Genomic DNA, 20,036 nt, shown 5'->3' on the forward strand with positions numbered 1-20,036 from the left:
ACAGGAACCCCATGACATTGCCCTCATCCCGCCCCAGCCTGAAAACCGTCCTGATCGCCAGCGGCGTCGTCCTGACTCTGGCGATGGGCGTGCGCCACGGCCTGGGCTTCTGGATGCAGCCGATTTCGCAAGCCAATGGCTGGACGCGCGAAACCTATTCGCTGGCGCTGGCCATGCAAAACCTGATGTGGGGCGTCTTCGGCCCGTTCGCCGGCATGGCGGCCGACCGTTTCGGCACCATGCGCGTCGTCATCGTCGGCGCCATCAGCTACATGGCAGGCCTCGTGTGGATGGCGCTCGTGACGCAGCCCGTCCTGTTCATCATCGGCTCGGGCATCTTCATCGGCCTGGCGCTGGCCTGCACGGCCTTTGGTGCCATCAGCGGCATCATCGGCCGCAGCGCGCCGCCCGAGCAGCGTTCGTGGGCCTTCGGCATCTCGTCGGCAGCCGGTTCGTTCGGCCAGTTCCTGATGATGCCCGTGGAGCAGCAGCTCATCTCCGCCGTGGGCTGGCAAAACGCCTTCTATGTGCTGGCCGCGCTGGTGCTGCTGGCCATGATCCCGATGGCCTTTTATTTGCGCGAGCCACCCGTCTCGCACGCCAGCGGCCCGCAGCAAAGCGTGGGCGCGGCCTTCAGCGAAGCCATCGCCAGCCGCTCGTTCTGGCTGCTGCTGGCAGGGTATTTTGTCTGCGGCTTCCAGCTCGTCTTCATCGGCGTGCACTTGCCGGCCTACCTGAAGGATCAGGGCTTGATGAATCCGAACATCGCCGTCACGGCGCTGGCGCTGATCGGCCTGTTCAACATCGTCGGCTCCTACTACGCGGGCAAACTCGGTGGCAAGATCGCCAAGCGCTATCTGCTGTCGGCCATCTACGTGACGCGCGCCGTGGTCATCACCGTGTTCCTGCTGGCGCCCTTGTCGGCGTGGTCGGTGTACCTGTTTGCCGCCGGCATGGGCGTGCTGTGGCTGTCGACCGTGCCGCTGACGAACGGCATCATCGCCGGCATCTTCGGCGTGAAGCATCTGTCGATGCTGGCCGGTATGGTGTTCTTCTCGCACCAGGTGGGCAGTTTTCTCGGCGCGTGGCTGGGCGGCTATCTGTACGAGCACCAGGGCAGTTACCACATCGTATGGATGATCACCATCGGCTTGGGGCTCATGGCCGCGCTGATCAACCTGCCCATCGACGAGCGCGCCGTCAAGCGCGTGGCGGTGGCGGCATAATGGGCAGCTGGCGCACGTGGCTGTGGCGCCTGGCTGGCGCCGCGCTGCTGGCCATCGTCTTTATGGCGTACTTGCGGCCCGACTTCATGCTCGACCTGGCGAACCGCTTCTGGATGTGCATGTAGGCTGCGCGGGCGTAAGGTAGTTTGCGAAAAGTCGAATTACGCTGGAAGTCGGATTACGCTACGCTAATCCGACTACACCCAAAAGCAAGCAATACCAGATTTACACCTTTAAAAACTCTTCCTTGCCACCCAGCCAGCGCGCCAGGTGCGCTTCCACGGTAGCTGCGGCGGCGGCCGTGGTGGCGTGCAGCAGGTCGTGCGCCACGTCGCGCGCCTGATCTACCAGCCATTGATCCGTTTCCAGGTCGGCGAAGCGCAGCATGGCCTGGCCGGACTGGCGCGCGCCAAGAAACTCGCCGGGACCGCGGATTTCCAGGTCGCGGCGGGCAATTTCAAAACCATCCGTCGTTTCGCGCATGGTCATCAGGCGCTGGCGCGCCACGCCGCCCAAGGGGCCCTGGTACAGCAGCAGGCAGGCGCTGGCGGCCGTGCCACGGCCTACGCGTCCGCGCAACTGGTGCAGCTGCGACAAGCCGAAGCGCTCGGCATGCTCGATCACCATCAGCGACGCATTCGGCACGTCGACGCCCACCTCGATCACGGTGGTGGCCACCAGCACGTGGATATGGCCGGCGATGAAGGCATCCATCACTTCCTGCTTTTCCGCCGGCTTCAGGCGGCCGTGCACGAGGCCCACCTGCAGCGCGGGCAGGGCCTCGGCCAGCATCATGTAAGTGTCGGTGGCTGTTTGCAGCTGCAGCGCTTCCGATTCCTCGATCAGCGGACAGACCCAGTACACTTGCCGGCCTTCCAGCGCGGCCGCATACACGCGGGCGATGACTTCGTCGCGCCGGTTCTGGTCGATGGCGCGCGTGACGATGGGGCTGCGCCCGGGCGGCAGCTCGTCGATCACGGACACTTCCAGGTCGGCGTAATACGTCATGGCCAGGGTGCGCGGGATCGGCGTGGCCGACATCATCAGCTGATGCGGCACGGCCGCGCTGTCGCCCTTGTTGCGCAGGGTCAGGCGCTGGCCCACGCCGAAGCGGTGCTGCTCGTCGACGATTACCAGTCCCAGTTTGGCAAACAGCACATTGTCCTGGATCAGTGCATGCGTGCCGATCACCAACTGCGCTTCGCCCGATTCGATCAGGGCCAGCGCCGCCGTCTTTTCCTTTTTCTTCAGGCTGCCCGTCAGCCAGGCCACTTTCACGCCCAGCGGCTCCATCCAGGCGGCGATCTTGCGGAAGTGCTGCTCGGCCAGGATCTCGGTGGGCGCCATCAGCGCGGCCTGGTAGCCGCTGTCGATGGCCTGCGTGGCGGACAAGGCGGCGACGACCGTCTTGCCGCTGCCGACGTCGCCTTGCAGCAGGCGCTGCATCGGATACGGCTGGTGCAGGTCGGCGCGGATTTCCGCGAGCACGCGCGCCTGCGCGCCCGTCAGCTTGAAGGGCAGGGCGGCGGCAAAGGATGCCGAGAGTTTGCCGACGATGGGCAAGGACGCCGCGCCTTTCGAGCGGCGCGCGCGCTGGGCGCGTTTCAGCGACAGCTGCTGCGCCAGCAGCTCATCGAACTTCATGCGTACCCAGGCCGGGTGCGAGCGGTCCATCAGCGCGCTTTCATCGATGTCCTGCGGCGGATAGTGCAGCAGGTGCACGGCGGCGCGGAACGGCGACAGCTGCATCTGGCGTAACAAATCGTCAGGCAAGGTATCGTGCCAGTCGATGCGGCGCATGGCGTCGGCGATCTCGCGCCGCAGCACGTGCTGCGACAAGCCTTCGCCGGACGGATACACGGGCGTCAGCGCCGTGGGCAGGGGCGCGCCCTCGTTGACCACTTTATACGTCGGGTGCACCATCTCGGCGCCGAAAAAGCCGTGTTTGAGTTCGGCACGCGCACGTACCCGCGTGCCTTCGGCCAGCTGCTTGACCTGGCTGCCGTAGAAATTCATGAAACGCAGCAGCAAATTGCCCGTTTCGTCGGCGATCGTCACCAGCAATTGCTTGCGCGGCTTGAAATTGACTTCGCATTTGGTGACGACGCCTTCCACCTGCCACGACTCGCCGCCGCGCAGGCAGGCGTCGCGTATCGTGTAGACCTTCGTTTCGTCCTCGTAGCGCATCGGCAAGTGCAGCACCAGGTCCATATCCGTGCGCAAGCCCAGTTTGGCCAGCCGGCTTTCCGTGCTGACCACTTTTTTGGCGGCTTTCGGCTTGGCGGCAGGCTTGGCTGTGGGAGGAAGATCGGGCTTGGGTTCGGACATATGCAAGGTTTTGATGCCGCTAGCGTAAAATAGAGGGTTGTCCGGCACACCCTGTGCGTACCGCAGTCGGAAATTGTTGCGGCGGATTATTGTAATGCCTGTATAGGCGCACAGTATAGTGGCAGATGTTCCATTGCGCACTCCTAATCATTTTTGACGTACTTTTGAAGCAAAACGCATGTATTCGCTTTCCGATTTCGATTTTAATTTGCCGCAAGAAAACATTGCGCAAACTCCGTTGGCCGAGCGCAGCGCCTCGCGCCTGTTGCATCTGGACGGCGACGCCCTGGTCGACCGTCAATTCGCCGACATTGTCGGGCTGTTGCAGGCGGGCGACCTGCTGGTGATGAACGATACGCGCGTACTCAAGGCGCGCTTCTTTGGCGTGAAGGAAAGCGGCGGCAAGATCGAGGCACTGGTCGAGCGCGTGCTCGACGACCGCACCGTGCTGGCCCAGGTGCGCGCCTCGAAGTCGCCGCCGCCCGGCTGCCGCATCCGCCTGGCCGACGCCTTTGACGTGACGGTCGGCCGGCGCGCCGGCGAATTCTTTACCTTGCATTTCGAGGCCGACGTGTTCGAGCTGATCGAGGCGCATGGCCGCTTGCCGCTGCCGCCCTACATCGAGCATGATGCCGACGAGTTCGATGAAACGCGCTACCAGACCGTATTCAACAAGGTGCCGGGCGCTGTCGCCGCGCCGACGGCGGGCCTGCATTTCGACCAGGCCCTGCTCGACCAATTGAAGGCCAAGGGCGTCAACTTTGCCTATGTGACCCTGCACGTGGGCGCGGGCACCTTCCAGCCCGTGCGCACCGAGGTGCTGGCCGAACACAAGATGCATACCGAGTGGTACACCATGCCGCAGGACACCGTCGACGCCGTGCGCTCCGCCCAACTGGCCGGGCGCGACGTGGTCGCCGTCGGCACGACCAGCTTGCGCGCGCTGGAATCGGCTTCGCAAAGCGGCCAGCTGGTGGCGGGCAGCGCCGATACGGCCCTGTTCATCACGCCCGGCTATGCCTTCAAAACGGTGACGCGCCTGATCACCAACTTCCATTTGCCGAAGTCGACCCTGCTGATGCTGGTGTCGGCCTTTGCCGGCTATGAACCGATCCGCAGCGCCTACACGCATGCGATCGCGCAGAACTACCGTTTCTTCAGTTATGGCGATGCGATGCTGCTGACCACGCAATCGCGCGCTGCGCTGAACCTTGATACTCCCGTGAAAGACTGACCATGCTGGAATTTACATTACTCAAGACCGACACGAGCGGCCTGACCAAGGCACGCCGCGGCACCTTGAAACTCAACCATGGCGTCGTGCAGACGCCGATCTTCATGCCAGTGGGCACTTACGGCACCGTCAAGGCGATGTCGCCGCTGGAACTGAACGAGATCGATGCGCAGATCATCCTGGGCAACACGTTCCATTTGTGGTTGCGTCCTGGTAACACCGTCATGGAGAAATTCGGCGGTTTGCACGGTTTCATGGGCTGGAACAAGCCGATTTTGACCGATTCGGGCGGATTTCAGGTGTTTTCGCTGGGCGCCATGCGCAAGATCACGGAAGAGGGCGTGCATTTCAATTCGCCGATTAACGGCGATAAACTGTTCCTCTCGCCGGAAGTGTCGATGCAAGTGCAGCGCGTCTTGAATTCCGACATCGTCATGCAGTTCGACGAATGCACGCCGTACGAAATCGAAGGCCGCCCGGCCACCATCGAGGAAGCGGCCAAGTCCATGCGCATGTCCTTGCGCTGGGCGCAGCGCTCGAAGGACGAGTTCCACCGCGGTGAAAACCCGAACGCGCTGTTCGGCATCGTGCAGGGTGGCATGTTCGAAATGCTGCGCGACGAGTCGCTGGCCAAGCTCGAAGAGATCGATTTCCCCGGCATCGCCATCGGCGGCCTGTCCGTCGGCGAGCCGAAGGAAGACATGATGCGCATGCTGGCCCACGTAGGCCCGCGCCTGCCGGCCAACAAGCCGCATTACCTGATGGGCGTGGGCACGCCGGAAGACCTGGTGGCTGGTGTGTCGAACGGCATCGACATGTTCGATTGCGTCATGCCGACGCGCAACGCCCGCAATGGCTGGCTGTTTACCCGTTTCGGCGACATCAAGATCAAGAACGCCAAGTACAAGGAAGACCAGGCGCCACTCGACGAGACCTGCAGCTGCTACGCCTGCCGCAACTTCTCGCGTGCCTACCTGCACCATTTGCACCGTTCCAAGGAAATCCTCGGCGCGCGCCTGAACACCATCCACAACCTGCATTACTATCTGGATCTGATGCGCCAGATGCGCGAGGCGCTCGATGAGGATCGTTTCCACGCGTTTACCCTGCAATTCCACGCGGAACGCGCACGCGGAACTTAAGAAAAGCTTAGCTTGAGCCCTGGCGGCAGCATGGCTGGACGTTTTGTGTATTGGTGCTTGGACTGGGGCGATAAAGCATTGCATAATGCTTTTTTAGCCCCATTTAAAGTTGCCATGCCTGCAATTCGGGTTATGACGTATAGCCAATGCTAGAATACAGCGCTATTTTTTCAAACTGATTAGAACTGGAGTCACCGTGTTTTTCATTTCCAACGCTTATGCGCAAGCCCCAACCGACGCCCTGGGCTTCGGCGGCAACCTGACCAGCTTCTTGCCGCTGGTATTGATGTTCGTGGTCATGTATTTCCTGATGATCCGTCCACAGCAAAAACGCGCCAAAGAACAACGGGCGATGATGGACGCGCTGGCCAAGGGTGACGAAGTCGTCACCGCTGGCGGCATGCTGGGCCGTGTTGTCAAGGTAGTGGACGCTTACGTCACCATCGAAGTGGCGACCGGCACCGAAGTCACGGTGCAAAAGAGCTCCATTACCACCTTGCTGCCTAAAGGCACCCTGAAGGCGCTGTAATTCCTCGCTGTCATTGCCTCGGCAATGATGCCCCGGGGCGGCTACCCGCCGCCCCTCGCGACGCCTCCGACGCTCAACACTGAACGCTGAATCACTATGAATCGCTATCCTGCCTGGAAATACATCATCATCGTCGTCGCCTTATTGCTGGGCGCACTCTATACGGCGCCCAATTATTTCGGTGAGTCACCGGCGCTGCAAGTAACCAGCGGCAAGTCGACTGTCAAAGTGACGAGCGAGCTGATGACGCAAGTCGAGCAAATATTGACGAAAGAAAACGTCAAGTCGGAAGGTGTCACCATGGATGGCGCCGGCAACCTCGCCTCCGTGCGTGCGCGTTTCGCCGATCCCGATACCCAGTTCAAGGCAAAACTGGTGCTGGAAAAGGACTTGAACCCCGATTCCACCGATCCCGCGTACATCGTGACGGTCAATCTGCAAGCCAATACGCCGATGTGGATGCAGAAACTGCATGCCTTGCCCATGTTCCTGGGCCTGGACTTGCGCGGTGGCGTGCACTTCCTGATGCAGGTCGATGCGAAAGCAGTACTGAACAAGAAAGTCCAGGGCGTCCAGTCCGCCGCGCGTAGCGTGTTGCGCGACAAAAATATCCGTCACGCCGGCATCGAGCGCGTGGGCGACAGCGTGCAGATCAACTTCCGTGACGCCGATACGCGCCTGAAGGCAAAGAATGTGTTGTCCGACCAGATGACGGAGCTGGCGTTCGCCGATGCGGGCGAAGGCAGCGATTTGAAACTGAACATCACCCTGAAACCGGCCGCCCTGAAGGCGACCATCGACGAAGGCGTGAAACAGAATATCTCCACCCTGTCCAAGCGCGTCAACGAGCTGGGCGTAGCCGAGCCGCTGATCCAGCAGCAAGGTCCTGACCGCATCGTGGTGCAATTGCCTGGCGTGCAGGACGTGGCCCGCGCGAAAGCCATCATCGGCCGCACGGCGACCCTGGAAGTGCGCCTGGTCGATGAAAGCATCGTGCCTGGCACCGAATTGTCGAGCGCCATCCCGTTCAACTCGGAACTGTTCACCGTCGGCAAGGGCGTGCCTGTCGTGCTGGCGAAAGACGTGATCCTGACCGGCGACTATATCTCCAGCGCCACGGCCAGCTTCGACCAGAACCAGCAAGCGGCCGTGTCGATCGACCTGAACGGCGACGGCGGACGCAAGATGCGCGAAGCGACGCGCGAACGCGTAGGCAAGCGCATGGCCATCGTGCTGTTTGAAAAGGGCAAGCCGGAAGTGCTGTCGGTGGCGACCATCCAGCAGGAACTCGGCTCGCGCTTCCAGATCACCGGCATGGGCGGCGCGGAAAACGCGAATGAACTGGCCTTGCTGCTGCGCTCGGGCGCCCTGTCCGCACCGATGACCGTCATCGAAGAACGCACGATCGGACCACAGCTGGGCGCGGAAAACATCGCCAAGGGCTTCCATTCGACCTTGTATGGCTTCATCGCCATCGCCATCTTCATGATCGCCTACTACATGCTGTTCGGCGCCTTCAGCGTGCTGGCCCTGGCCACCAACCTGCTGTTGCTGGTCGGCTTGCTGTCGATGATCCAGGTGACCCTGACCTTGCCAGGTATCGCCGCGATCGCGCTGGCGCTGGGCATGGCGATTGACGCCAACGTGCTGATCAATGAACGTATCCGTGAAGAGCTGCGCGCCGGCAATACGCCGCAAGCGGCGATCGCTGCCGGCTTCGACCGTGCATGGGCCACGATTCTCGATTCGAACGTGACCACCCTGATCGTCGGCCTGGCGTTGCTGGCCTTCGGCAGCGGTCCCGTGCGCGGCTTTGCCGTCGTGCATTGCCTGGGCATCCTGACCTCGATGTTCTCCTCCGTCTTCGTCTCGCGCGGCGTGGTCAACCTCTGGTATGGCCGCAAGAAAAAGCTGACGACTTTGTCGATCGGCACGGTGTGGGTGCCGGGCACCAGCAAGTAAGCGACGGCCCCGACTCACCCCATAGCGACAACAGCGATCGCGTCCGGAGGCACAGCCGCCGGACGCACAGAATAGAACTCAGAGGATTTCATGGAATTTTTCCGGATCAAAAAAGATATTCCCTTCATGCGCCATGCGTTGATTTTCAACGTGATTTCGGCGGTGACCTTCCTTGCCGCCGTCTTCTTCCTGTTCCACAAGGGCTTGCACCTGTCCGTGGAATTCAAGGGCGGCACCCTGATGGAGGTGAAATACCCCAAGGCGGCCAATCTCGAAGGCATACGCGGCAGCCTCATCGCCATGGGCTATGAAGAGCCGGGCGTGACCAGCTTCGATACGGCGCGCGACGTGATGATCCGCCTGCCGGTGGAAAAGGGTGTCAGCGCCGCGAACACGTCGCAGCGCGTGTTTGACGCCCTGTGCAAGGCTGAGCAAGGCACGACCAAGGGCATCGACACCGTCACTGCAAAAGGCGAGCATGTGCTCAAGAGCGCTTGCCTGGACGCTGCCGGCAACGAGGCGGTCGTCTTGCAGAAAGTCGAATTCGTCGGCCCGCAAGTGGGCGAGGAACTGGCGCAGAATGGCTTGAACGCGCTGGTGGTGGTGATTATCGGCGTGATGATCTACCTGGCCATCCGCTTCGAATGGAAATACGCCGTCTCGGCCATTATCGCCAACTTGCATGACGTGGTGATCATCCTGGGCTTCTTCGCCTTCTTCCAGTGGGAATTCTCGCTGACGGTACTGGCGGCCATCCTGGCGGTGCTCGGCTACTCGGTTAACGAATCGGTGGTGATCTTTGACCGTATCCGCGAAAACTTCCGCAAGCAGCGCAAAGCTTCCGTGCATGAAGTGATCGACAGCGCGATTACCAGCACCATTTCGCGTACCATCATCACCCACGGTTCGACCCAGATGATGGTGCTGTCGATGCTGGTCTTCGGCGGCCAGACCCTGCACCACTTCGCACTGGCGCTGACCATCGGTATCTGCTTCGGTATTTACTCGTCCGTGTTCGTCGCGGCCTCGATCGCCATGTGGCTGGGCGTCAAGCGCGAAGACTTGATCAAGCCGGTCAAGGAAAAAGACGAAACCGACGGCGCCGTGGTGTAAGCGCAGTTTGATGCATGACGAATTCAAGAACGATCACCCGCGCGGTGGTCGTTTTTTTTTGTAACGGATGACGATGAAGCGTTTGATAATGATGGGCATCATGGCGGGCATCGGCACGCTGGCCAGTGCCGCAGAATTGCGCCGTGTGGCCAGCGATACCATCGCCCTGCGCGGCGCCATCGCCGAGGGCGACGTGGACCAGCTGCGCCTGCTGGCCACGCCAGGGACAACCGTGTTGCGCATCAATAGCAATGGCGGCGACCCGCAGGCGGCCATGCTGCTGGGGCGCTATCTGCGCCAGCAGCAATGGCGTCTCACCGTCGACACGGTGTGTGCCGGCAGCTGCGCCCTGTATGTCTTCCCGGCCGCGCGGCGCAAAAGCATCCCCGGCACCGCCGTTCTGGCGCTGCAGGACACTGCCGTCCTGCGCGCGCAGGCCGGCCCGGAGCACATGCGCCGCAGCCTGGTCGAGGCGGGCGTGCTGGCCGATGAGCTTGACCGTGAAACGGCGGCGCTGGCCGCACAACTGGCGCAGGTGGCGGCGCTGGAAGCGGCCTTTGCCGTGGAGCTGGGCATTGCCCCCGCCTTTTACCGTGATTTCCGGCAGGTGGCGGCGCAGGCCGATGGCGTGCGCCAGCGCTTTCCCGACCAGGAGGCGGCCATCTACTGGTGGCCGGCGGCCGCCCGCCTGCAGCGCTGCTACGGCATCGCCGGCGTGCAAGAGGGGCCGCGCGCGGCGCGCCTGGCGCCGGACGGCTATCTGTACGTGCCGGCCCTGTCGGCCCTGGTCATGGGCGACCAGGCCCTGCAGGCTTGCCCATGAGCCGCAGCGGCCGTTTGTTCCTGCTGATGGACGCCATGCGCGCCAAACGGGTGCCCGTCACGGCGGCCCAGCTGGCGCAGCAACTGGGCGTCTCCGAACGCACGATTTACCGCGACATCCAGACCCTGGCTGAACTGGGTGCGCCCCTGCAGGGCGAGGCGGGCATCGGCTATGTGCTGCGCCGTGGCGCCTTTTTGCCGCCCCTGATGTTTGGTCCCGATGAACTGGAAGCGCTGGTGCTGGGCGCGCGCTGGGTGCGCCGCCAGGGCGATGCGGGCCTGGCGCAGGCGGCCAGCAATGCCCTGGCGAAGATCGCCGCCGCCTCACCGCGCGACCTGCGCGACAGCATGGCCGAGACCAGCTTGTGGGTGCCGCTGGGGCGCCCTGCCGATGGCGCGCAGCCGGCCGACCGTTATGTGCAGCCGGTGCGCGAGGCGATCCGCTACGAACAGAAGCTCACCCTGGGCTATCAGGATGAGCATGGCAGCGCCACCTCGCGCACGGTGTGGCCGTTTGCCCTGGCCTTTTTTGAAGGCAAGCGCCTGCTGGCCGCCTGGTGCGAGCTGCGTGGCGATTACCGGCATTTCCGCATCGACCGTATCGACAGCGTGCAGCGGCACGAGGAGCGCTATCCCACGCGGCGCCATGTGCTGTTGGATACCTGGCGCAAGGCGCATGAGATTGATCCGGAATCCTGAGATGCGCTCCTGACAAAAACTGTCAGTGACTGGTTCTACGATGGTGGCTTCTTCATTCACCGGAGCCATCTACCATGCGCCTGTACCATCACCCCATGTCTTCGAATGCCCGCCGTGCCCTGATGACGGCGATCCACCTTGGCCTGCCTCTGGAACTTGCCGAAGTCGACTTGATGAATGCGGATGACCGCCGCCGCCTGGCCGAACTGAACCCGAACGGCAAGGTGCCCGTGCTGGCCGATGGCGCTTTCCTGCTGTGGGAATCGTGCGCCATCATGCAATACCTGGCCGAGCAGGTGCCGGGCCAGACGATTTATCCGCAGGCGCAGCAGGCCCGTGCCGACGTCAACCGCTGGCTGTTCTGGGCCGCGCAGCACTTCGCGCCGGCCATCAGCGTGCTGGCCTGGGAACGCGCCTGGAAGGGCATGACGGGCAATGGTCCGGCGGACCCGCTGGAAGAGGCGCGCGGCGAGCGCGACCTGCATGAGTGCGCCGTGGTGCTGGACGCGCATCTGGCGGGGCGCGACTGGCTTTGCGGCGATGCCTTGACCCTGGCCGATTTCGCCGTGGCCGCGCCGCTGATGTACAGCGACGCCGTGCGGCTACCGCTGGCGCAGTACCAGCACATCCAGGCCTGGTTTGCCCGCGTGCGGCAGCTGCGTGCCTGGCAGGAAACGGACGTGGCGCTGTTGCCGCGATAATGTGCGCGTTAAGTGTGCCAGCGCACGGAGCCGGCGCGGCGCACCACATATGATAGGGCTGTCTCTTTCAGGACATCCCTAGCTTTGGACTTTACCCGCTTTCGAGCGGGTTTTTTTTGTCTGGAGCTTGATAATTTGATCATCGCTGCACATATGGGGCGTCTCCCACTGCAAGCAGGTACGCCATGTTCATGCCACGCCATCCGAAGCCACTATTGAGTACCCGGGCGGTCGCCACGCAAGTCGCCCAGCAGAAGCTGGGAACGCAGGCCATGGACAAGCATGTGCTGATCGTCGACGTGCCGAAGCCGGCGCCAGGCGTGCCGATCATGCCGCCGGTGCCGGTAAAACAGGATTAGTGCACGAGCACCTTCAGCAGCGACTGCACTTCATCGTCCGATTCTTCCATGATGCTCGACAGGGTCGCATCGCCGATCACACAATCGATGCTGCCAGCGGCGCGGGCGGCCCGCACGGCGATGGCGGCCGGGCTTTCGTTGAGGGGCGAGGCCACCGGCGCCAGGTCATTCGCCAGCAGCAGCGTGTCGCCCAGCGATTCGGGCGGGATGGCGCGCAAGCCTTCCCACAGTGCATCGATGGCGCCCATCACGGCTTCCGGGACCTTCAATTTGGTCAATACGCCATGGCCGATGGCTTGTTCGCCATGTTCGACCCAGTCCTGCGGTTCGCCGTCGAGGATGCCGGGGAATTCGGCCGCGCGCGACAGCAGATAAAAGCCGCCCACTTCATGCATGATGCCGGCAAACAGGGCCGTATCGGGGTCCACCTTGGTGACGCGGCGGGCCAGTACCTGCGACAGGGCCGCCACGTGGGCCGTATGTTCCCACAGCTGGTTGGCCTTCGCTTGCAGCATGGGATCGGTAATGGTGCTGCCCAGCTGGCGCACGATCAGCGACGCTACCACCGACTGCAGGGTACGCACGCCGAGCCGTTGCACGGCGTTGCGCACGCTGGTGATTTCGTTGCCGGAACGGTTGAACGCCACCGAATTGGCGATGGCCACCGTGCGCGCGGCCAGCAGCGGGTCGGCTTGCACCAGCTTGGCAGCGGCCTCGATATGGCAGTCGGGATCGGCCAGCGCCTCTTGCAGCTTGAGCGAAGCGTTCACATTAGCAGGAAAGGTCAGCTCGCCACGAGCGGCTTGTGCGGCGATGCTTTTAAAGGCGTCGAGTCTGTTCATTGAAAAAATTATACTCGCAATATTTCCGTGCGGAACTTTTTAAGCGTGACCTTTTCGCAAACAAGCGAGTAAAAGGCAAGTAAACCCCCGTAAATGGAAAAAGGCATGCCCCTATATCGGTGGCATGCCTTTTTTAACGACAGCGATCGTCAAGCGTTACTACAGCGATTCGCTGAAGATCGCGACGCAGCCTTCGACCAGTTCATCGCTGTCTTCCAGCTCATCGGTCAGGCCCAGGTCGAAGAGTTCCTCGACGGCATTCATGAAGCTGTTGTGCTTGGTGGCGCCGATCAGGCGGTAGATTTCTCCATCTTCGTTGCGCACGCCGATGATCAGTTTTTCCTGGCGTACCAGTTCCGGCGTGCTGGCGTTGAGCAGCAGGTTGCCGATGATGTGTTTATCGAAATGAGCGGGCTTTTTGCCGTCGAGCAGTGAGGTTTTCAACTTGGTTTCCTTTGTCTTGTTTGAATGTCTGTGCTTGCTGAATGGTCAGCCGTGGCCGTTGGCGATGGCGTGTTTCAAGCGCGCCAGCGTGGTTTCCAACCGCATGAAATCGTCTTCGGTATAGCCGTCAAATAGTTGCTGGCCCTGCTTTGTCAGCCTGGGGAACACGTCATGGAACACCTGTTCTCCCTCGCAGCTCAAGCGCACGAAGTAGGAGCGCTTGTCTTTCGTGCAACGTTCGCGGACCACCAGCCCCTTTTGCTCCAGCCGGTCCACCACACCCGTCAAGGTACCCTTGGTAATCAGGGTTTTCTGGCCCAGTTCCTTGTAGGACATGCCGCAGGTGTTGCCGAGCGTGGCAATGATGTCGAATTGCGCATGCGTCAAGCCGTATTGGCGCACGAAGTCGCCTGAAAACCGCTCGAAGCCTTGCATGCATTCGGCCAGCAGCCGGATACTTTTTAAATATCGTTCACCCATGGGGGTGATTATATCCTTCCATCCCGCTTTTTTCCGCCGCGTCAGGCCCCGCTGTTGCATGCGGGTCTGGATGGGGCTGAACTCCGGTATCATGTGGGCAACTCAGCCCTTGTCCCTGGTCCGCCCCGCCGATGTCTTTCGCTAATCTTTCCCGTATCGGCCTCGACAAACCGCTGCGTTTGCTACTGGTCCATGCCGGCGATGCTGAGTCGATTACCTGGGCTGGCCTGGTGCAGCCGCTGCGTCTGTGTGCGCGGGCGCTGGGGCCGGAAGCCCTGCAATTGGACGTGCGCACGCCCGAGCAAGTCGCCCAGCAGGGCGGCAACTGGCATATCGCGCTGCTGGTGGCCGATGAAACGGAGGCGCCGCTGCGCGCCGAGCTGTGCCGGGCCGTGATTGAGCGCTGCCGTTCGGCGCCATTCTGGGGTGGCGTGGGCGCGGCTGTGCTGTGGCTGGCCGACGCGGGCGTCATGGATGGCGTGCGCATCGCCTTGCCGTGGGCACTGTACGCCGATGCGGAAGCGAAGGCCGAACGCGCCATCCTGACGCCGCACCTGTTCGATATTGACGGCCCGCACATTACCTGCTGCGGCGGCGCAGCCAGCATCGACTTTTCGCTGACCCTGATTGAGACCATCTTTGGCGCCGACGCGCAGGCGCTCGTCAAGGAAGCGCTGTGCGTGGACAAGGTGCGCGGCAAGGAAGAGCGCCAGCGCGTAGCCTTGCAGGCGCGTTTCGGCGTGTTGCAGCCGAAATTATCCGAAGCGGTCACCTTGATGGAGGCCAATATTGAGGAGCCGCTGTCTACCGATGACATCGCCAGCCTGGTGGGCCTGTCGCGGCGTCAGCTCGAGCGGCTCTTCAAGCAATACCTGGGCAGCTTGCCGTCGCGCTACTACCTGGAGCTGCGCCTGCAGCGCTCACGGCAACTATTGCTTGATACGCATTATTCCATCGTGCAAGTTGGCCTGATGTGCGGCTTTTCCTCCGGTTCGCACTTTTCCACGGCGTTTGGCACTCTGTTTGGCAATACGCCGCGCGAAGAGCGGCAGCGCAAGCTGATGCCGCCGGTTTAGCCAGCATCAAGGCAGCTGTGATGAATTGTGAAAATCCTTGTCGCAGATTCAAAAGAGTTTTAGCATCCCGCTTTTTATAATGCAGTACACACGTAGCTGTCGTAGCTGCGGAGTACCTAACATATTGATGGGGAAATGCTATGAATGCCAAGCTTGATTCGACCGTAACGGCTCGTCCAGTCACCCGGGAAACCTTTGACCAGGTTCTCGTTCCTACCTACGCCCCTGCCGCCATGGTGCCCGTGCGCGGTTCCGGACTGGATCTGTGGGACCAGTCAGGCAAGCATTACCTCGATTTCACCTCCGGCATCGCCGTCAACAGCCTGGGCCACTGCCATCCGGTCCTGGTCGACGTGCTGACCAAGCAAATCAATAATTTGTGGCATTTGGGCAACGGCTACACCAACGAGCCCGTCCTGCGCCTGGCACTGGCCCTGACGGAAGCGACCTTCGCCGACCGCGCCTTCTTCTGCAACTCGGGCGCGGAAGCCAATGAAGCGGCCCTGAAACTGGCGCGCAAGTACGCGCACACCAAGTTTGGCGCGCACAAGTCGCGCATCATCTCGTGCTTGAGCTCCTTCCACGGCCGCACCCTGTTTACGGTCTCCGTCGGCGGCCAGGCCAAGTACACGGAAGGTTTCGAGCCGCTGCCACCGTCGATCGACCATATCGCCTATAACGACATCGAAGCGGCGCGCGCCGCCATCGGCGATGACGTGTGCGCCGTGATCGTCGAGCCGGTACAAGGCGAAGGCGGCGTGGTGCCGGGCAATCCTGAATTCCTCAAGGAGCTGCGCGCCCTGTGCGACAAGACCGGCGCCCTGCTGATTTTCGACGAAGTCCAGTGCGGCATGGGCCGCACTGGCGCATTGTTTGCCTACATGGGCTATGGCGTCACGCCGGACATCCTGACGGCAGCCAAGGCGCTGGGTAATGGCTACCCGATCGGCGCCATGCTGACCACGAATGAACTGGCGCAAACCCTGTCCGTCGGTACCCACGGCACCACCTACGGCGGCAACCCGCTGGCCGCTACCGTGGCCTTGAGCGTGCTTGAAACCATCAACACGCCAGCGTTCCTGGCGCGTGTGAAGGAAGCGAGCGTCAGCACCATCGCCATGCTGCAAGGCTTGATCACGGACTACCCGCAAGTGTTCTCCATCGTGCGCGGCAGCGGTTTGCTGCTGGGCCTGGTAGTCAGCGATGCCTGGAAGGGCCGCGCGAAAGACATCCAGAAGGCGGCCGAAGCGCAAGGCTTGATGGTGTTGATCGCCGGCATGGACGTGGTGCGCCTGGCACCGGCCCTGATCGTCTCGGACGAGCAGATCGCCGAAGCGGGCCGTTTGCTGCGCGCCGCCATTGACGGGCTGCTGAAAGCCTGAGGCTAGTCCTACCCCCGCACTATCACCGGCCCGCCGCTTTGCTGCGGGCCGGCTTGGTTCTACCCGGGTTTCAGCCCATGTATCGTCAGCATTGAAGGAGTACCCATGTATGTTGTCCGTCCGGTAGAAATTGCGGATATTGCAGCCCTCGAAGCGCTGGCCGCAGTCACCATGCCGGGTGTCCATACCCTGCCGAAGACGCGCGAGAAAATCGCCGCCTCCGTCGAGCGCTCCATCGCCTCGTTTGCCGCCCATGTCGACATCCCCAGCGAAGAGTCGTATCTCTTCGTGCTTGAATCCCTGCTTGACAAGAGCATTGCCGGCACGGCCGCCATCTTCGCCTCGGCCGGCTCGAACGGCACCTATTTCTCCTTTCGCAACGACGTCATCCAGCAAGTCTCGCGCGACCTGAACATCAGCCACAGCGTGCATGCGCTGACCCTGTGTTCGGAGCTGACGGCGTATTCGCAGCTGTCCGGCTTCTACGTGCGCAACATGGAGCAGGCGGGCCTGGAAGCGGCCCTGCTGTCGCGCGCGCGGCTGCTGTTTGCCGTGCTGGCGCCGCACCGTTTCGGCGACCGTTTCTTCGTGCCGCTGGCCGGCATCACGGACGCCAACGGCCAGTCGCCATTCTGGGATGCGCTGGGCCGCAAGTTCTTCCAGATGGATTTCCTCGATGCCGAAAAAGTCATTGGCGGCGCGCGCAACCGCACCCTGATCGTCGAATTGATGCCGCATTACCCCGTGTACGTACCGCTGCTGCCGGGCGATGCGCAGGCGGCCATGGGCCAGATCCACCCGAGCGGCGAACTGGCGTTCAATTTGCTGACGGAAGAAGGCTTTGAAGCCGACGATTACATCGATATCTTCGATGGCGGTCCGATCCTGCAGGCGCACAAGCATGCGCTGCGCTCGTTTACGGGTTCGCTTACGCGTCGCGTCGTCGCAGGCGTCACGCCCAGCCGCACGGGCCTGAAAGTGCATTATGCGGTCGCTTCGGGCGCGGAGCGCAACTTCCGCGCCGTCACCTTTACCTGCGATGCGCTCGAAGCGCAGGACACCGTCGGCTTGCCGGCCGAGCTGCTTGAAGCGCTGGCCGTGGCCGAAGGCGACAGCGTCATTTGCGTGCGCATTTAACCGAGAGAACATTATGCTAGTAGTACGCGCCATCAACGCTTCTGACCTGGACGCCCTGTACGGCTTGGCCAGCCAGGTCGGCACCGGCATGACCACCCTCAAGCCGGACATGAAAATGCTGGGCGACCGCCTGGCCATCGCCTGCGCCTCGTTCGCCGAAACCATCGCGCCCGAGAAGCGTGATTACATGTTCGTCATGGAGGATACGGATACGGGCCGCCTGGCCGGCGTGTGCGCCATCAAGGGTGCCGTGGGCCTGGAAGAACCGTTCTATAACTACCGCATCGGCACCCTGGTCCATTCGAGCCGCGAGCTCGACGTGTTTACGCGTATGGAAACGCTGTACCTGTCGAACGACCTGACGGGCAGCACGGAACTGTGCTCGCTGTTTTTGCACCCCGACTACCGCAGCGGCAACAACGGCAAGCTGCTGTCGAAAAGCCGCTTCCTGTTCATCGCCCAGTTCCCGCACCTGTTCACGGAAAAGCTGATCGCCGAAATGCGCGGCTACCAGGCGCCGGATGGCAGCTCGCCGTTCTATGAAGGCCTGGGCCGCCACTTCTTCAAGATGGATTTCCACCACGTCGACGACCTGACGAGCCTGGGTAAAAAATCCTTTATCGCCGAACTCATGCCGCGCCAACCGATGTACGTGGCCTACCTGCCCGACGAGGCGCAGGAAGTCATCGGCAAGGTGCATCTGAGCACGGCGCCCGCGCGCCGCCTGCTGGAACAGGAAGGCTTGCACTTCGAAGGCTATGTCGACATTTTCGACGCCGGTCCCGTGCTGCAGGCGCGCGTGTCCGAGCTGCGCGCCATGCGCGACAGCATGCCGGCCGTGCTCGACGCCGAGGCTGCGCTTGAAGTGTGCGGCGACCTTGCCCAGGCCGAACCCTATCTGGTGTCGAACACCGACTTGAAAGATTTCCGCATGATCGTCACCAGCGCCAATCCGCACAGCGGCAAGATCGCGCTCGATGACGATGAACTGCATCTGCTGCGCTGCCATCACGGCGACACCGTGCGCACCTTGTCACTCAACCCGAGGAAGCATCCCCATGTCTAAATCGTCCAACCTTAATTCATCTAGCGCAGCATCGAACTTCATCAACGGCGCCTGGCTGCCAGGTACGGGCCGTGAAATGCTCACCATCGACCCATCGAACGGCAAGCAAACCTGGGCCAGCCTGGAAGCGACGGAGAACGAAGTCGAGCAAGCTTGCCAGGCCGCCCGCGCCGCCTTTGAAGCGTGGGCCGATACGCCCGTGGAAGAACGCATCGCCATCTGCGTGCGCTTTCGCGAACTGCTGAAGGAGCATGCGGAAGCGCTGGCGCTCTTGATCTCGGAAGAAGTGGGTAAACCTTTGTGGGAGTCGCGCACGGAAGTGGCCACCATGGCCAACAAGATCGATATCTCGGTGCAGTCGTACAACGCGCGCACCGGCATCACGCAAAGCAGGATCGCCGACGGCGACGCCGTGCTGCGCCACCGCCCGCATGGCGTGTTCGGCGTGTTCGGCCCGTACAATTTCCCTGGCCACCTGCCGAATGGCCACATCGTGCCAGCCCTGATCGCCGGTAACACCATCGTTTTCAAACCCAGCGAATACGCGCCCCGCACGGCCATCAAAACCGTGCAGCTATGGCAGCAGGCGGGCTTGCCGAATGGCGTCGTCAACCTCGTCAACGGCGGACGCGACACGGGCGTGGCGCTGGGCGCCAATCCACACCTCGACGGCGTACTGTTTACGGGTTCCTGCCAGACTGGCATCAGCCTGCACCGCCAGTTCGGCGGCCAGCCGGGCAAGATGCTGGCGCTGGAAATGGGCGGCAACAACGCCCTGGTCGTATGGGACGTGAAGGACGTGGACGCGGCCGTGCACCACGCGATCTTCTCCGCCTTTGTCTCGGCTGGCCAGCGCTGCACCTGCGCGCGCCGTCTGGTGGTACAAGATAATGCTGCCGGTGCTGCGTTTGTGGCGCGCCTGGTGGAAGTGGCGGCGAAACTGGGCATCGGCGCGTCCGACGCCCAGCCGCAGCCTTTCATGGGGCCTGTCGTCTCCGCCGCCGTGGCCGCGCGCCTGGTGCAGGCGCAAGCGGACATGGTCGCCAAGGGCGGCACCACCCTGCTGCAGATGCGCCAGTTGAACCCGCAGGCGGGATTCGTCACGGCCGGTATCGTCGACGTTACCGATGCCAAGGGCATCCCCGACGAAGAGTGGTTCGGTCCACTGTTGCAAGTGATCCGCGTGGCCGATTTCGACGCCGCGCTGAAGGTCGCCAATGCCACCGAATTCGGCCTCGCCGCAGCGCTGCTGTCGGACGATCCGGCGCTGTGGCAGCTGTTTCAAACGCGCGCGCGCGCCGGCATCATCAACTGGAACCGTCCCACCACGGGCGCGGCCAGCACGGCGCCGTTCGGCGGTATCGGCAAGTCGGGCAATCACCGTCCTAGCGCCTATTACGCGGCCGACTACTGCGCCTATCCGGTCGCTTCGATCGAGAACAGCGTATTGGAAATGCCGGCCAAGTTGTCGCCCGGCCTGACTTTTTAAGGAGT

The 20,036-nt window shown here is 62.3% G+C and carries 20 protein-coding genes; 16 read left to right on the plus strand and 4 right to left on the minus strand.

The features are described 5' to 3' along the window. Positions 1-11: 11 nt before the first annotated feature. Positions 12-1,226, plus strand: coding sequence for an MFS transporter (locus ACQ4WL_RS21795; RefSeq protein ID WP_436511622.1), 1,215 nt, complete (start codon positions 12-14; stop codon positions 1,224-1,226). Beyond that, complete coding sequence (locus ACQ4WL_RS21800) at positions 1,226-1,351, plus strand: hypothetical protein (RefSeq protein WP_436511623.1); 126 nt, start codon at positions 1,226-1,228, stop codon at positions 1,349-1,351. Before ACQ4WL_RS21795 ends, ACQ4WL_RS21800 begins: the two co-directional genes overlap by 1 nt. A 100-nt stretch (positions 1,352-1,451) precedes the next feature. On the opposite strand, the gene recG is transcribed toward ACQ4WL_RS21800, so the two are convergent. Beyond that, on the minus strand, positions 1,452-3,554 hold the full coding sequence (gene recG / locus ACQ4WL_RS21805) for an ATP-dependent DNA helicase RecG (RefSeq protein ID WP_436511624.1): 2,103 nt from the start codon (positions 3,552-3,554) through the stop codon (positions 1,452-1,454). A gap of 178 nt (positions 3,555-3,732) precedes the next feature. Between recG and queA the strand changes: the two genes are divergently transcribed. The 9 genes from queA to ACQ4WL_RS21850 all read left to right on the plus strand — a co-directional run bounded on the left by queA (position 3,733) and on the right by ACQ4WL_RS21850 (position 12,115). Beyond that, the gene (queA, locus tag ACQ4WL_RS21810; RefSeq protein ID WP_436511625.1) at positions 3,733-4,788 is read left to right on the plus strand and encodes a tRNA preQ1(34) S-adenosylmethionine ribosyltransferase-isomerase QueA; all 1,056 of its coding nucleotides are present in this window, start codon (positions 3,733-3,735) and stop codon (positions 4,786-4,788) included. Positions 4,789-4,790: 2 nt separating this feature from the next. After that, entirely contained in the window at positions 4,791-5,930 is a 1,140-nt protein-coding gene (tgt, locus tag ACQ4WL_RS21815) for a tRNA guanosine(34) transglycosylase Tgt (RefSeq protein ID WP_071075171.1), read from the plus strand. A gap of 196 nt (positions 5,931-6,126) precedes the next feature. Further along, on the plus strand, positions 6,127-6,459 hold the full coding sequence (yajC, locus tag ACQ4WL_RS21820) for a preprotein translocase subunit YajC (RefSeq protein WP_096238151.1): 333 nt from the start codon (positions 6,127-6,129) through the stop codon (positions 6,457-6,459). Between the two features lie 96 nt (positions 6,460-6,555). Then, complete coding sequence (gene secD, locus ACQ4WL_RS21825) at positions 6,556-8,421, plus strand: protein translocase subunit SecD (protein ID WP_436511626.1); 1,866 nt, start codon at positions 6,556-6,558, stop codon at positions 8,419-8,421. 90 nt (positions 8,422-8,511) lie between these two features. Then, positions 8,512-9,534 (plus strand): protein translocase subunit SecF, encoded by a 1,023-nt coding sequence (secF, locus tag ACQ4WL_RS21830; RefSeq protein WP_436511627.1) that lies wholly within the window; start codon positions 8,512-8,514, stop codon positions 9,532-9,534. A 73-nt stretch (positions 9,535-9,607) separates the two neighbouring features. Then, positions 9,608-10,357, plus strand: a complete 750-nt coding sequence (locus ACQ4WL_RS21835) for a hypothetical protein (RefSeq protein WP_436511628.1) — start codon at positions 9,608-9,610, stop codon at positions 10,355-10,357. Next, positions 10,354-11,055 (plus strand): helix-turn-helix transcriptional regulator, encoded by a 702-nt coding sequence (locus ACQ4WL_RS21840; protein ID WP_436511629.1) that lies wholly within the window; start codon positions 10,354-10,356, stop codon positions 11,053-11,055. Before ACQ4WL_RS21835 ends, ACQ4WL_RS21840 begins: the two co-directional genes overlap by 4 nt. Before the next feature lie 74 nt (positions 11,056-11,129). Further along, on the plus strand, positions 11,130-11,756 hold the full coding sequence (locus ACQ4WL_RS21845; RefSeq protein WP_436511630.1) for a glutathione S-transferase family protein: 627 nt from the start codon (positions 11,130-11,132) through the stop codon (positions 11,754-11,756). A gap of 185 nt (positions 11,757-11,941) precedes the next feature. Beyond that, entirely contained in the window at positions 11,942-12,115 is a 174-nt protein-coding gene (locus ACQ4WL_RS21850; RefSeq protein WP_436511631.1) for a hypothetical protein, read from the plus strand. Here ACQ4WL_RS21850 and ACQ4WL_RS21855 read toward each other — a convergent pair. From ACQ4WL_RS21855 to ACQ4WL_RS21865, 3 genes are all read right to left on the minus strand, one after another. Then, positions 12,112-12,957, minus strand: coding sequence for an HDOD domain-containing protein (locus ACQ4WL_RS21855; RefSeq protein WP_436511632.1), 846 nt, complete (start codon positions 12,955-12,957; stop codon positions 12,112-12,114). The two genes, ACQ4WL_RS21850 and ACQ4WL_RS21855, sit on opposite strands and share 4 nt — an antisense overlap. Positions 12,958-13,116: 159 nt before the next feature. Next, on the minus strand, positions 13,117-13,401 hold the full coding sequence (locus ACQ4WL_RS21860; protein ID WP_436511633.1) for a hypothetical protein: 285 nt from the start codon (positions 13,399-13,401) through the stop codon (positions 13,117-13,119). A gap of 45 nt (positions 13,402-13,446) precedes the next feature. Then, on the minus strand, positions 13,447-13,881 hold the full coding sequence (locus ACQ4WL_RS21865; protein WP_436511634.1) for a MarR family winged helix-turn-helix transcriptional regulator: 435 nt from the start codon (positions 13,879-13,881) through the stop codon (positions 13,447-13,449). 131 nt (positions 13,882-14,012) lie between these two features. Here ACQ4WL_RS21865 and ACQ4WL_RS21870 point away from each other — a divergent pair, with 131 nt between their 5' ends. The 5 genes from ACQ4WL_RS21870 to astD all read left to right on the plus strand — a co-directional run bounded on the left by ACQ4WL_RS21870 (position 14,013) and on the right by astD (position 20,031). Next, the gene (locus ACQ4WL_RS21870) at positions 14,013-14,957 is read left to right on the plus strand and encodes a GlxA family transcriptional regulator (RefSeq protein WP_436511635.1); all 945 of its coding nucleotides are present in this window, start codon (positions 14,013-14,015) and stop codon (positions 14,955-14,957) included. A 140-nt stretch (positions 14,958-15,097) separates the two neighbouring features. Continuing rightward, entirely contained in the window at positions 15,098-16,339 is a 1,242-nt protein-coding gene (gene astC, locus ACQ4WL_RS21875; RefSeq protein ID WP_436511636.1) for an acetylornithine/succinylornithine family transaminase, read from the plus strand. Positions 16,340-16,444: 105 nt separating this feature from the next. Continuing rightward, a complete protein-coding gene (locus tag ACQ4WL_RS21880; RefSeq protein WP_436511637.1) occupies positions 16,445-17,476 on the plus strand; it encodes an arginine N-succinyltransferase in 1,032 nt (343 codons plus the stop codon). 13 nt (positions 17,477-17,489) lie between these two features. Next, positions 17,490-18,542: an arginine N-succinyltransferase gene (gene astA, locus ACQ4WL_RS21885; RefSeq protein ID WP_436511638.1), complete on the plus strand. Its 1,053-nt coding sequence runs from the start codon at positions 17,490-17,492 to the stop codon at positions 18,540-18,542. Further along, entirely contained in the window at positions 18,535-20,031 is a 1,497-nt protein-coding gene (gene astD, locus ACQ4WL_RS21890) for a succinylglutamate-semialdehyde dehydrogenase (RefSeq protein ID WP_436511639.1), read from the plus strand. Before astA ends, astD begins: the two co-directional genes overlap by 8 nt. Positions 20,032-20,036: the final 5 nt, after the last annotated feature.

It is taken from the genome of Janthinobacterium kochi (assembly GCF_051380715.1).
In the GTDB taxonomy this organism is placed as follows: domain Bacteria; phylum Pseudomonadota; class Gammaproteobacteria; order Burkholderiales; family Burkholderiaceae_D; genus Janthinobacterium.